The sequence below is a fragment of the Pseudoalteromonas simplex genome, from assembly GCF_015278155.1.
In the GTDB taxonomy this organism is placed as follows: Bacteria; Pseudomonadota; Gammaproteobacteria; order Enterobacterales; family Alteromonadaceae; genus Pseudoalteromonas; species Pseudoalteromonas simplex.
The window spans coordinates 531,358-543,896 of sequence record NZ_JADILN010000001.1; the positions used below are offsets into that span (position 1 = coordinate 531,358).

Genomic DNA, 12,539 nt, shown 5'->3' on the forward strand with positions numbered 1-12,539 from the left:
TTTGATTCCGTATGCCTATCTTACCGAAAAGCCTTTGTGTTGCATCTATTATTTTAAAAATAACGAGTTTGCCACAAAGGCTTAACTTCAAAAGTTACGCTTATGCTTGGTGAATGTTTACCGCAATTGCGTTATCTTCGCGCATTTTCTTTTTCGCTAAACGTTTAGTACGGTCAACGACATCACCCACTAATTGACCACAAGCTGCATCAATATCATCACCACGAGTACGGCGAACGATACAGGTAATACCTGCTGCTTGTAATACTTTAGAGAAGCGGTCGATACGGCTGTTACTCGAACGGCCATATTCATTACCCGGGAATGGATTAAACGGGATCAGGTTCACTTTTGAAGGTGTACCTTTAAGTGTTTTAACCAATTCCTGGGCTTGGTCGGTACTGTCGTTCACACCTTGTAGCATAACGTATTCGATAGTCACATCTTTGTTTGCTTTAGAACCATCAATATATCGACGACATGCGGCTAAAAACTCTTCAATTGGGTACTTTTTATTAATTGGTACTAGTACATCTCGCAGCTCATTGTTTGGCGCATGCAGTGAAATAGCCAATGCTACGTCAATCTTCTCTTTTAATAGATCAAGCGCAGGAACCACACCTGAGGTACTTAATGTAACGCGACGTTTTGATAAACCAAAACCCCAATCGTCCATCATAAGTTCCATTGCTGGTACGACGTTTTTAAGGTTAAGTAATGGCTCACCCATACCCATCATTACAACGTTAGTTACAGGGCGCTTAGTGCTGTCGCCGTCTAAACCAATATCTTTCGCGACACGCCAAACTTGGCCGATGATCTCAGACACCGCTAAGTTACGGTTAAAGCCTTGTTGAGCCGTAGAGCAGAAGGTACATTCAAGGGCACAACCTACCTGTGAAGATACACATAAAGTTGCACGGTCTTTTTCTGGGATCCAAACAGCTTCTACTTCTTGGCCACCTTGTAGCATCAGGGCGTATTTAATAGTGCCATCAGTCGCTACTTGTTTAACTGAGATCTCAGGAGCAACAATTTCACATTCAGCTTTTAGCTTTTCTTTAAGCTTTTTGTTGACGTTTGTCATGTCGTCAAAATTGTCTACGCCAAAATGATAAATCCATTTCATCACCTGATCGCCACGGAATGGCTTTTCACCGAATGATACAAAAAGCTCACGCATTGCATCTCGGTTTAAATCTAATAAATTAATCTTTTTTTCAGTGGTCATGAAACAACCTCAATCAGTGACGGTGGTAAGTAGTTTGGGTGCGCGATTGTACATTATTTAATCGACTTAGTCATTAGCTAAACAGATTTACAATGGGCTTAGCTAATGACTAAAAAAGGGCCCGAAAGCCCTTTTTCTTCTGCATCACAGACTTAGCTGTGAACTCGAAATTAACGAGTACGTGGGCAGATTTCTTCGTCAGCGAAGAAGTATGCGATTTCACGTGCAGCTGATTCAACAGCGTCAGAACCGTGAACAGCATTTTCGTCGATGCTGTCTGCGTAGTCAGCACGTAAAGTACCAGCTAGTGCTTCAGCAGGGTTAGTAGCACCCATGATTTCACGGTTTTTAAGTACTGCGTTCTCACCTTCAAGAACAGTAACCATTACTGGACCAGATGTCATGAACTCAACTAAAGCACCGAAGAAAGGACGCTCGCTGTGCTCAGCGTAGAAACCTTCAGCTTTTTCTTTTGAAAGGTGAACCATTTTAGCTGCAACGATTTTAAGACCCGCAGTTTCGAAACGGTTGTAGATAGCACCGATGTGGTTTTTAGCAACTGCATCAGGTTTTACGATTGAAAAAGTACGCTCTAAAGCCATCTTTATGCTCCAATAATTTTAAATTTAAAAGGTTAAATATTAACGGGCGCGAATTATACGCGCTTTACGTGAAAATTCCTAATTTAATTAAATAGTCATTTGATGGCATTTTCATGAATCTAAAAATGTTCAGCAAAACGAGTATAAAATGCGAACACCTTTTACAGTTAAGCACTTGTTTACACAATGAACTTAGCGTGGTTACGAGTATACATAGCGTGTTTGATATCACAGAAGTGTTTGTTAATGATTTTGATTATTACAGTGATGGCAACTATGCCTGTGTAGAGGACTTCGCAAGCGTATTACCCATTACAGCCCCTATATTTATTGAACTAGACCAAACCAAGCTCCTGAAGTTGGAAGTAGTCATATTTTTTATATCGCTATTCGTTTTGCAAACGGCAAAACCTTTGCGCTTGAAACTGAAGAAGTGCTGTTGTTGTAGTTTTTGTAATCAAAAAATCACATTTAGCATATAATATAACTACATAATTATTAAAGAATATATGTTGTAGCTTTTTGGGCTGTTAACATTAACAATTCCAAACCAATTACCCTGGATAGTTAATTGAGTTTGATCTAAAAAGGTGGCCATAGGATTGGTCACCTTTTTCTTTTTATAGGCTCACGGCTGGTTTGCTGAGTTTCTATCAAGCATGATCTAGATCAATAAAATTACTGGGCAGGTTATTATACTGCCGCGCTTCATTATCGTATTAATTCATGCAACCGACTTGTACTCGGTTCGATGTGTGGAGCTTTCATGTCGTCACCTATTTTGACCCCTCGTCCTTTTACGCCTGAGTTGTTATCACCTGCGGGTAGTTTAAAGAATATGCGTTATGCCTTTGCCTATGGTGCAGATGCCGTTTACGCTGGCCAACCTCGTTATAGCCTTCGTGTTCGTAATAATGAGTTTGACCTAGATAACCTGCAAATCGGTATTAACGAAGCCCATGCGCAAAATAAAAAATTGTATGTAGTGTCGAACATTGCTCCTCACAATGCCAAGGTAAAATCGTATTTACGCGACATTGAGCCAGTCATTGAAATGCAGCCAGATGCGCTGATCATGTCTGATCCAGGCCTAATTATGTTAGTGCGTGAGAAATGGCCAGATATGCCAATTCACTTATCTGTACAGGCCAATGCGGTAAACTATGCCACAGTGAACTTTTGGGCTCAGCAGGGCATTGAGCGAGTCATTTTATCGCGCGAATTATCCCTTGAAGAAATCGCTGAAATTCGCGAGCTATGCCCAAATACAGAACTTGAAGTGTTTGTTCACGGTGCGCTTTGCATGGCGTATTCTGGCCGTTGTTTGTTATCGGGTTATATTAATAAACGCGATCCAAACCAAGGAACGTGCACTAATGCATGTCGTTGGAACTACGATGTGAAACCGGGCACTGAAAATGAAACCGGCGAAATGGTACATAAAATCGACCCTAAAGCGGTGATCCCAACTCTAGGAGATGGTGCCCCAAGTAACGAAGTATTTATGCTTGAAGAGCAGGGCCGTCCTGGTGAGTATATGCCTGCTTTTGAAGACGAGCATGGTACTTACATAATGAACTCAAAAGATTTACGTGCAGTTCAATATGTTGATCAACTAACGAAAATGGGCGTGCATAGTTTAAAAATTGAAGGCCGCACTAAGTCTTTCTACTATGTTGCACGTACTGCGCAAGTGTATCGTAAAGCCATTGATGATGCCGTTGCTGGTCGTCCATTTGACGCAAACTTATTTAAAACCCTCGAAAACTTAGCGCACCGAGGCTATACAGAAGGATTTTTAAAGCGCCACGCACATCAAGACTATCAAAACTATGAGTATGGTCATTCGGTGTCAGATAAACAGCAGTTTGTGGGTGAAGTATTAGGCCGCAACGATAATGGCTTAGTTGAAATTGATGTGAAGAATAAGTTCTGTACTGGTCATTCACTTGAGCTTATGACGCCAAAAGGGAATATTAACTTCAAGCTAGATTTTATGGAAAACAAAAAAGGCGAAGCCATTAGCGATGCAAAAGGTTCGGGCCATATTGTTAAAATCCCTCTGCCAGAAGATATCGATTTAGATCACGCAATCTTGATGCGTAATCTAGATGCCGACCAAGATACCCGTAATCCATTTAATAAAGCTTAATAGAAGGTGCGCTAAGTCATACTTAGCGCATTTATCTCTTATAACTGTTGTTGCCTTAGCCTTTGCATATCTTTTTGCGGTGGCAGGCCAAATAAACGGCTATACTCGCGACTAAATTGCGAAGGGCTTTCGTAACCAACCACACCACTTGCTTGACCAGCATCAAGACCATTGATCAGCATTTGATCGCGAGCCTCTTGTAAGCGTAAGGTTTTTAAATACTGCAATGGGCTGGTGCCAGTAATGGTTTTAAAGTGCTGGCGAAATGTTGATGAGCTCATATGCGCTTGTTTTGCTAACTCGTCAATTTGTACTGGGCGCATAAAGTTGGTTTTAAGCCAGCTCACAACTCTGACAATATGACTACTTGGTGACCCCTCTGATGCCAGTTTTCTAAGGTGAGGCCCGTGAGGTCCCTGTAAAAGGCGAATAACAATTTCTTTTGCGAGTAATGGCTGTAAGCCATCGCGAAGTGCGGGATTATATTCAAGCTCAAATAACCGAGTGAGTGCATCAGTGAGTCCTGCATCGATATTATGAATAGAAATCGGCGCAAATGTCTCGTTGCGTGATTGTTTTGGCAGTTTAAGTTCTGCGGCTGTTTGCAAAATTAAGTTGTAATCAAGTTTTAGCACCATGGCAACAAATGGCTGGTGGCGTGTTGCTTCGGTCACATGGGATACCACAGGTAAGTCGAAGGTGGTTAACATGGTTTGCCCACCAGCGCAGGGCAGGACACTGTTTTCGACTGAAAGCACTTTTGCACCTTGTAGCACCACTGCAAGGCTTAATGTGTAAATACAATGCAAGGGGTCGGTTGGTGCGTTACGAATGTGCAATGTGAGCTCTGGCGTATGAGAGGTAATATCACCCGCTTTATTAGCGAATAACATAATCTTTTGCGCGAGTGGTTTAGCAATCTCTTGATGGTTGGTGTCTATCATGTTTTAAACTCACGGTTAGTTATCTTGGCTGTCAAATTTATTGAGCATATCTTGGCTACTAATTTGAGAGCCCATACGGCCACGATTCACATACCTGTGAGAAAACGTTTTTGCGCCATTTGCCCGAACCAGCTTTTCAAAATCATCAATAAAATGCTGTTCGAACTTACTGTTAAAGGTATTAAATAAAATCACATTTTTACCTGAAAAGTCATTATTTTTTGCAAACTGCCAAATCGGTGGGGCAGGGCTATAAAGCCAAATAGGCGAGCCTAAATAAATGGTTTGATACTTCTCAAGGTTTATATTGCTCGGGGTTATTGTTGCTACCTTGCTTCTGGCATCGTTTAGAACGGCTATCCAACCAGGAATACCTAGTTCGTAATCGGTAGCCGTTATCTCAAACAGCTCTGCGTTATGCTTTTGTGCTATGTGATCTGCTAAAACCCCAGTATTACTAGAGCGAGAAAAAACCACGACGGCTGTTTTGGCATCAAGCGTGATTTTCGGCTCAGCATTTTGTAGACGTAAGCTGTTTTTAGCATGCTGTGATTTTTCGGTTTGTGTAACCCAAATGGCAAGAGATAAAAGCCCTAATATTACAACTGCGAGTATTATAAATAGCCATTTAATCATTCGTTAACTCCTAAAATCGCAAATTCAAATCAACAACAAAAGTAAGTTAGGCCAAGCATGAGGCCTAACTTATTTGCTTTATGCATGCTCAGCTTACAAGTGCCTTTTTATAAATGCTTGGTTAAAAAAGGCAGTATTTGCTGCATCGCTAACGCAACGGGCTCAGGGTTATCGTACAGGTCATAGTGCGACCATTCTTCTAGTTCAACGAGTTGTCGGTCTTTTGATGCAAATGATTTTCCGTAAATTTCTTTACCGTCACGGTATGCACCAAATGCCCCTACTTTTTGACCAATTACAGCCATCATAGGTTGAGTCATTAATGTTTCGGCAAACGCGAAAGCATCCCACGTGAGGGTTTTTTGTGCATGAGAAAATAACATACGTGTTGCGCCACCTTCGCTTTGACCACGCGGTGTTTTGTAGTAATCAGTCGCTTCGAAAACATCACGCTCAGTCAGGCCATTGTCGCGGGCAAATTCAATGCTTGGTGGGAGTAATTCGTTAACTTGTAAGTCACCACCAAGTGCTTCAGCAGTACGTTGTGCTGCCATCGCTTCAAGTGCGCCGACTGGGTTAAACTCGGTGAATGCTTCTCTAAATAAACGACCTAAATTAACCGGCGTAATGCCGACCACGGCTTTTACGCGTTTTTCAGTCAGTGCAGAGTTAAATACATAAGCACCCCCACCACATACCCCAATGCTGCCAATGCGCTCGTTATCCACATAAGGCAGTGTCACAGCATAATCAATAACATGGCTAATATCTTCAACACGTTGTGATGGGTTTTCAATAAAACGAGGTGTACCGCCAGATTGACCTTGATAGCTGGCATCGAAGGCAATAACCACATAACCTGCTTCAGCAAGTGCTTTACCATATACACTACTTGAGGTTTGTTCTTTACAGCTACCAAATGGGTGAACACTGATCATGGTTGGGTAGGTTTTTGACTCATCAAAATTAGCAGGTGTTAAAACAAGTGCTGAGATAGCCCATGCCATATCGTGGTTTTTAATACTAACTGTTTGAATATTCATGTTTGTATCCTAAATACCGTTTAGGTATGAGCCCTGTGTGGGCTCATACGGATTAATAATTACAGGTTGCTTGTAAAGAAAGGGGCTAATACGCTGATTGCTTCAGTGATTTCACTTTCGCCATCGTATAGGTCCATGTGGTTCGCACCTTCAACGATGTACATTTTTTTGCTGCTTGATGCTGCGCGCGCCATTAGGTCATCGCTCATCCACTTGCTGCCTGCATTGCTGCCGACGACGGTCAGTAATGGTTGCGTTAAAAATGCTTCAGCTTTAAAGAATGCATCATAAGTGATGATTTGATTTAAGCTGCGTGCAGTCGCAAAACCCGGTGCAGTGCAATAAGCTGCGCGGTCTGTGTGGTAGTATTCCCACGCTTGGCGAAGCTCTTCGTTTGGTGCATCTTCTTCTTTAAGTGGTGCCATTGGGATGGTCGCAATCTCGTTACCACTTGCATCCGATGTGCGAGAATCAGAGCCAGCTTGGATATATGGGATAGCGTCGCTGTCTTTAACATTGTTATCCCAGCCATTACGGAACATTTGGCCAATATTTACCATGCTGACTGTGCCAACGGCTTTAATACGGCGGTCGTTAATTGCAGCATTTGCGGTGTAACCTGCACCCGCACAGATCCCCATTGCGCCAATGCGATCATTGTCTACATAAGGTAAGGTCGTTAAGTAATCGATTACTGCACTCACATCCTCGGTACGAACATGTGGGTTTTCAAGTTGGCGTGGCTCGCCTGTGCTTTCACCTTGGTAAGATGCATCGTATGCAATAGCGACAAAACCTTGCTCAGCTAGTTTACGTGCGTAAGTCCCTGCTGTTTGCTCTTTAACACCACCACCTGGGTGCGATACGACAACGGCTGGGTATGTTTTTGTTTCATCAAAATCAGCAGGTAAATTTAATAAGCCCGCAATAGTAATATCTAAACCGTTCGTGTTTGGAAAAGTAACTTTGTTCATGAGCGTAAATCCTCTTTGGGTTAATAAGTAAGGACAGAGACTATTCTCGATTGCAGAGCTGTTTGCTTTGCGTCCTTGATTGAGATTAAGTATAGGAGTGGGCTGAAACGAATGTTTGCCTAAAATGACAGGGTGTTTGTCTAAAATGCCGAAAAAGCACTATGGCAGGCAATCGGAAAATGACCAGGATAGATTGGGAATTTACTTAATTGCTTTAAATGGTCGGGTTTGTAGGGTGTTTAGAGTGCTTGCTCTACATGATGGCAGTGATGGGATTTTATTTCTAAAATCGAAATGCCGCTTGCTTTATAAGTATAAGGCCCGCTATGAGACTGTTCTTGCCTATTTTTATTGCCGTAAGCCAATTAATAGGCAATGTAACTATGTTTATTTTTTAAATTGACTGGCGAGCTCTGCAAGCGACACTTCAGCAAAACGTTTTAATAACAGGGCTTCTGCATCGTCCATTGCGTTTTGCAGGGCGCTGTTAACTGCATGTTCGATAGGGCAGTTGCTGTGCTCATCGGTTAGACCAATTACAAACAGGTTCTTTTCGCCAAGCGCTTGGTGAATATCAAATAAAGTGATGTCTGTTAAGGGAGTGGCCAGTAGCCAGCCGCCATTGTGGCCTTTGATTGCCGACACATAACCTGCTTGGCGCAGTAACGCCATTGTACGGCGCACGACCACAGGGTTGGTCATTAACATGTTTGCTAATGTCTCTGATGTAATAGGGTGGCTGTAACTGTCTAAATGGATCAGCACATGCAAAACCCGTGATAATCGGCTGTCTTTTCTCATCTTAAATCGTCAATATGCGTTTTTTGCAGTGTATCACGAACTGCTTAATATTGACCGTTTGAATTACCAAACTAACGCTCACTAAACTAATTCCAAGCCAGCCAATTTGCTGAAATTGCTCATTTAAAATCACAATAGCCAGTACGGTGGCGATAATCGGCTCAAGTAAAGTAATGAGCACGGCTTGGCTAGCCGCGATGGTTTTTAAGCCAATACTAAATAGCCAATAACCTAAAAACATCGGTACTATGGCCATGTAAAGCGCCACGCTGGTATTGGTAACTGTGGCAAAAAGCGTATCTCCAGTGATCAATAACGAAGGCAAGAGTACACATGCAGCGCCGCCAAATAAGCTTGCCATGGTCGCTCTTGAATGAACGCCGTTGCTAATTAAACGTTTGGCTGTCCATGAATAACCCGCATAGGTAAGCCCTGCAATTAAGCCAAGTAAAATGCCGATGTTTTGGCTAAACAGCCCCGTAGCGGCAAGGTTATGCTCTTTACCTGACGCGATTAAGCCAATGCCAATCGCACCAAAGCAAAAGCTGACTAGCCAGCGAGTTGAAATGGGCTTTTTCTCAATTAAGTATTCCAATAAGACGGTAAATAAAGGGGCGCTGGCAATCGAAACAACGGTGCCTATTGCCACACCAGCACTATTCATCGAGGTATAAAATGCCAGCGGATAAATAGCAACACAAGCTGAGCCAAGTAGGGTTAGGCGGCAGTGCTTACGCAGAGTACTGGCATTGTTTATTAGCTGAGTTAGTGAGGTTAAGCATAGTAATATGCCGCCAAATCCCATTGCAAACGCACCTATTGCAAAAGGGCTAATGTTTGGTGCAAAGCTTGCGGCTGTGCCTGTTGTACCCCAAAACACACTGGCAACTAAAACGGCCATGGTCGCGATGGTATGGTTCATTGATGATTCGCTTTAAATTTAAGATATCAAAAGCATAATTAAAATCGATGCAAAGTTTTTGACAAAAAGGACGGTTTTGTTGACCTTAAAAACTAAAGTTATTTTTTAAACTTGCTTGGTGATAAGCCAAAGTACTTTGAAAAACTACGGCTAAAAGATGAAAGTTCATTGTAACCAACTAGCTCACTAATACGCTGTAGCGGGTAATCGGTATGACTGAGTAAGGCTTGGGCTTTTTCCATTCGCTGTTTAGTTACATAGTTCATGACAGTTAATCCGGTTTGTTGCTTAAACAGTAGTTTAAATTGCGTAGGGCTTAAACAGGCAATGCTGGCAAGGTGTTTGATATGAAGAGGAGTGCTTAAGTGACTGTCAATATAAAGCAGTGCCTCGCTAATACGGCTGTCGACCTTAGGCTGCATAATTTGCTCAGCTAGCAGCAAATCGAAGGTGTTAAACATGGCAAGTTCTAATTCACGATTAACCGCTTGCTCAAGCTGCTTTGCTACAAACTGCAAAAATGCCCAAAGTGATTGATTAATAGCAAACACGCAGCGCTCAGCAGTGGCCAGGTTATCAGGTAGCGTTGGCATATCGGCCACCACAAATCGCGCCTCTGGCATTGCGGTAAAAAGATGCGTTTGAGAGGCTTTGACAACCACGCATTCACCGGGGGCGACTTTACCTTGAAAATCACCGACACTAATGGCAATCACACCTTTTAAGGGCAGTACAAGTTGATGATAGTCATGGCTATGACTAACAGGCTTAGTGCTGTAAGAGCGGATAGATAGATTGCCTTGCATCATTTTGTGATAGCCGTTTGCTGAATAAGGCTATTATGCCTGTTTGCGAGGGATGATCAATTTTAGGCCATTAACGGGGTTAGCACATGCTCATAGGCAATCATTAACGCGACATAAACCAACAAAACAGCCATCAGTTTATTAAACACATAAAAAACACCCGGCCGTGATACTTGTTTGCCAAGCACTAAGCCCGCTAACGAGTAACTTGTTGGCGCACCAAAGGCAAGGATGGCTAAAATAAAAGACCAAAATACGATTGCAGCGCCAGTAATATCGGCGCTTGGGAATTGAATCGTAGCAATTGGCAAAGTGGCCACCAAGGCTTTTGGATTTAATAGCTGCATAAACAGGCCATCGAAAAAGCTAAGTGAGGCATCTGCTGAGGTATCACTCACCTGTACATTTGCTTTTGCGACTTTCCAAGCAATATACAAAATATAGCCGCAACCAATTAAGCTCACATAAGGCAAAAACTGCGGATTGATCACTTGCAAGCCAAGGTAGCCAAGCAGCACAAATAAGATAAACATCGCGCTACCCACGCCGATAAAAAAACCAAGGTGTGAACGAGTTTGTTTATTTAAGCCGCTGCTTAAACCGAGTAAATTGATTGGCCCAGGGGTGTACATAATGCCAATAGCATATGCAAAAATATCTGCCATAACAGCTCCAAATCAGTAATTCAGCTCTATCTACGAGCCCATTGCAGTTGAAATTGTTTTGGTGTCATACCGAATGCTCGTTTGAAGTTACGATTGAGGTGGCTGGCATCTGCAAACCCTGATTCAACCGCCACGCTGGTGGCATCACGGCCAACCTGTAACGCTTTACGGGCATAATTAATACGACAGTTCAAAACATATTGATGTGGAGTAATACCGAAGTGCTCGCGAAAGCGGCGAATAAAATGAAATTTCGACATGGTGGCAGCATGGGCAATGTCATCAATAGAAATGTCATTGTCGATATTTGCCAAAATGTAGTCTTTTGCACGCAGAAGCAAGCTATCAACACGGGTGCTTAAAGTTGGCAAATCAAGGCTACCGTTGAGCCTGACTAAAGACTGCGCCATTTGCAATACTGAAGCTTCTCGCTCTATTTTGCTGGTGCTATTGGTTTGTAAAAGCCTTGATAAGTTAATCACCTGATTACGCAGTAATGGATCAGCATACAAGGTGTTTGCCATACGTAATGTGCAATCTTGCTTATACCCAAGCGCTTTGAACAAAGGCTTAAATTCATCGGGGTGAATGTACAGCATAAGATACTCTAGGTTTTGCTCAGTGCCAGAGTGACCATCGTGAATATCTTCAGGGTTAAACAAAATGACATTGCCAGGTACGCTTTTATAAAACGCATTACGACAAAAGAAATCTTGCCGCCCTTGTAGAGTAATGCCAATTGAATACTCTTCGTGAGCATGTTTTGCATAGGTAAAATCACTCATAGTTGCAGTCAACATCGAGATGCTCTGATGCTGTTCGTTGTTAATGTACTTAAAGTGATTGTCTTTGCTCACAGATGCTCCTGAAGGGTGTGCGCTTCGTTATTATTCCTACGCCAATATAGCGAAGCTGGCAACCTAAAAACTTGAACAAAATTGCTGTTTTATTTTATTCAGAGGTACAGACAAGTTCTAATTCAGTGTCTTTAAATTCAGCGAGTTTTATATCGTTTTTCTTGGCGTCAGTAATTAAAACAGAAATAGCGTCTAACGCTGTCACTTTATGCCTAGCGACTGAAGACAGCTTTTCTTCAGTAACGGCGATTAATACATTATTGCTTTGTTTTACTATAGCGTGTTTAAACTGTGCATCTTCAACGTCAAACGCTGAAACACCCACCTCAGCATCGATTGCGCAAGCGCCTAAAACTGCTAGGTCAAAATGCATTGTTTGTAATTGCTTTAACGAGCAACTACCAATTGCAGCGCCTTGTTGCTTACTTATTTTTCCACCTAACAGAATCACATCACATTGTTGATGTGATTGTAGTGCAATAGCAATTGCAGGCGTGTGGGTAACCACCGTTAAGGCAAGATCGTGTGGGATCATACTTGCAATGGCTAAATTGGTACTGCCAGAATCAATAAAAACAAATTCATGCTCTTTAAAGTATGGAATACACGCTTTAGCTAAAAGCTGCTTACGGTCACTATTTAAAACCATTCGTTGCACTAAACTGCCATCATTTTGTGCATTAATGACAGCGCCGCCATACACTTTTTTACACACCCCTTGATTTGCTAATTCTTGCAGATCTCGGCGGATCGTATGTTCTGAGACATTAAGTTCTTTGGCTAATTGAACACACACAACTCGGCCGGTTTGTTGTAAATGATCTTTGATCAGTGCTTGCCTCTGATCTGGGAATGAAGCATAATCGAGCATAAATAATCATAATTGAGCAGTTTAAACTGAGTCTA

The 12,539-nt window shown here is 42.3% G+C and carries 13 protein-coding genes; 1 reads left to right on the plus strand and 12 read right to left on the minus strand.

Going from position 1 to position 12,539, the window contains the following annotated elements; all coding sequences use genetic code 11:
* Positions 1-100 precede the first annotated feature (100 nt).
* Complete coding sequence (locus IRQ78_RS02345; RefSeq protein WP_194441238.1) at positions 101-1,231, minus strand: bifunctional tRNA (adenosine(37)-C2)-methyltransferase TrmG/ribosomal RNA large subunit methyltransferase RlmN; 1,131 nt, start codon at positions 1,229-1,231, stop codon at positions 101-103.
* A gap of 170 nt (positions 1,232-1,401) precedes the next feature.
* Complete coding sequence (gene ndk, locus IRQ78_RS02350; protein ID WP_036972405.1) at positions 1,402-1,833, minus strand: nucleoside-diphosphate kinase; 432 nt, start codon at positions 1,831-1,833, stop codon at positions 1,402-1,404.
* Positions 1,834-2,599: 766 nt separating this feature from the next.
* On the opposite strand from ndk, the gene trhP reads away from it, so the two are divergent.
* Positions 2,600-3,985 (plus strand): prephenate-dependent tRNA uridine(34) hydroxylase TrhP, encoded by a 1,386-nt coding sequence (gene trhP / locus IRQ78_RS02355; protein ID WP_194441239.1) that lies wholly within the window; start codon positions 2,600-2,602, stop codon positions 3,983-3,985.
* Between the two features lie 38 nt (positions 3,986-4,023).
* On the opposite strand, the gene IRQ78_RS02360 is transcribed toward trhP, so the two are convergent.
* The 10 genes from IRQ78_RS02360 to IRQ78_RS02405 all read right to left on the minus strand — a co-directional run bounded on the left by IRQ78_RS02360 (position 4,024) and on the right by IRQ78_RS02405 (position 12,504).
* Entirely contained in the window at positions 4,024-4,929 is a 906-nt protein-coding gene (locus IRQ78_RS02360; protein ID WP_194441240.1) for an AraC family transcriptional regulator, read from the minus strand.
* A gap of 15 nt (positions 4,930-4,944) precedes the next feature.
* Positions 4,945-5,565 carry a flavodoxin family protein gene (locus IRQ78_RS02365; protein ID WP_194441241.1) on the minus strand — a complete coding sequence of 207 codons (621 nt, stop codon included), beginning with the start codon at positions 5,563-5,565 and terminating at the stop codon, positions 4,945-4,947.
* Between the two features lie 107 nt (positions 5,566-5,672).
* Positions 5,673-6,608: an alpha/beta hydrolase gene (locus IRQ78_RS02370; RefSeq protein ID WP_194441242.1), complete on the minus strand. Its 936-nt coding sequence runs from the start codon at positions 6,606-6,608 to the stop codon at positions 5,673-5,675.
* 59 nt (positions 6,609-6,667) lie between these two features.
* On the minus strand, positions 6,668-7,582 hold the full coding sequence (locus IRQ78_RS02375) for an alpha/beta hydrolase (RefSeq protein ID WP_138617873.1): 915 nt from the start codon (positions 7,580-7,582) through the stop codon (positions 6,668-6,670).
* 387 nt (positions 7,583-7,969) lie between these two features.
* Positions 7,970-8,383, minus strand: coding sequence for an Rrf2 family transcriptional regulator (locus tag IRQ78_RS02380; protein ID WP_194441243.1), 414 nt, complete (start codon positions 8,381-8,383; stop codon positions 7,970-7,972).
* Position 8,384: 1 nt separating this feature from the next.
* Positions 8,385-9,305 carry a DMT family transporter gene (locus tag IRQ78_RS02385; RefSeq protein ID WP_228482481.1) on the minus strand — a complete coding sequence of 307 codons (921 nt, stop codon included), beginning with the start codon at positions 9,303-9,305 and terminating at the stop codon, positions 8,385-8,387.
* A 98-nt stretch (positions 9,306-9,403) separates the two neighbouring features.
* Positions 9,404-10,114: an AraC family transcriptional regulator gene (locus IRQ78_RS02390; RefSeq protein ID WP_323741520.1), complete on the minus strand. Its 711-nt coding sequence runs from the start codon at positions 10,112-10,114 to the stop codon at positions 9,404-9,406.
* Positions 10,115-10,173: 59 nt separating this feature from the next.
* Positions 10,174-10,776: a LysE family translocator gene (locus tag IRQ78_RS02395; protein WP_194441244.1), complete on the minus strand. Its 603-nt coding sequence runs from the start codon at positions 10,774-10,776 to the stop codon at positions 10,174-10,176.
* A gap of 26 nt (positions 10,777-10,802) precedes the next feature.
* A complete protein-coding gene (locus IRQ78_RS02400; RefSeq protein WP_194441245.1) occupies positions 10,803-11,633 on the minus strand; it encodes an AraC family transcriptional regulator in 831 nt (276 codons plus the stop codon).
* Between the two features lie 94 nt (positions 11,634-11,727).
* Complete coding sequence (locus IRQ78_RS02405) at positions 11,728-12,504, minus strand: DeoR/GlpR family DNA-binding transcription regulator (protein WP_194441246.1); 777 nt, start codon at positions 12,502-12,504, stop codon at positions 11,728-11,730.
* Between the last annotated feature and the right edge of the window lie 35 nt (positions 12,505-12,539).

Excerpts from the sequence above, each read along its gene's own strand:
- IRQ78_RS02345 (WP_194441238.1), bottom strand. The coding sequence starts at position 1,231 with ATGACCACTGAAAAAAAGATTAATTTATTAGATTTAAACCGAGATGCA.
- ndk (WP_036972405.1), bottom strand. The coding sequence starts at position 1,833 with ATGGCTTTAGAGCGTACTTTTTCAATCGTAAAACCTGATGCAGTTGCT.
- trhP (WP_194441239.1), top strand. The coding sequence starts at position 2,600 with ATGTCGTCACCTATTTTGACCCCTCGTCCTTTTACGCCTGAGTTGTTA.
- IRQ78_RS02360 (WP_194441240.1), bottom strand. The coding sequence starts at position 4,929 with ATGATAGACACCAACCATCAAGAGATTGCTAAACCACTCGCGCAAAAG.
- IRQ78_RS02365 (WP_194441241.1), bottom strand. The coding sequence starts at position 5,565 with ATGATTAAATGGCTATTTATAATACTCGCAGTTGTAATATTAGGGCTT.
- IRQ78_RS02370 (WP_194441242.1), bottom strand. The coding sequence starts at position 6,608 with ATGAATATTCAAACAGTTAGTATTAAAAACCACGATATGGCATGGGCT.
- IRQ78_RS02375 (WP_138617873.1), bottom strand. The coding sequence starts at position 7,582 with ATGAACAAAGTTACTTTTCCAAACACGAACGGTTTAGATATTACTATT.
- IRQ78_RS02380 (WP_194441243.1), bottom strand. The coding sequence starts at position 8,383 with ATGAGAAAAGACAGCCGATTATCACGGGTTTTGCATGTGCTGATCCAT.
- IRQ78_RS02385 (WP_228482481.1), bottom strand. The coding sequence starts at position 9,305 with ATGAACCATACCATCGCGACCATGGCCGTTTTAGTTGCCAGTGTGTTT.
- IRQ78_RS02390 (WP_323741520.1), bottom strand. The coding sequence starts at position 10,114 with ATGATGCAAGGCAATCTATCTATCCGCTCTTACAGCACTAAGCCTGTT.
- IRQ78_RS02395 (WP_194441244.1), bottom strand. The coding sequence starts at position 10,776 with ATGGCAGATATTTTTGCATATGCTATTGGCATTATGTACACCCCTGGG.
- IRQ78_RS02405 (WP_194441246.1), bottom strand. The coding sequence starts at position 12,504 with ATGCTCGATTATGCTTCATTCCCAGATCAGAGGCAAGCACTGATCAAA.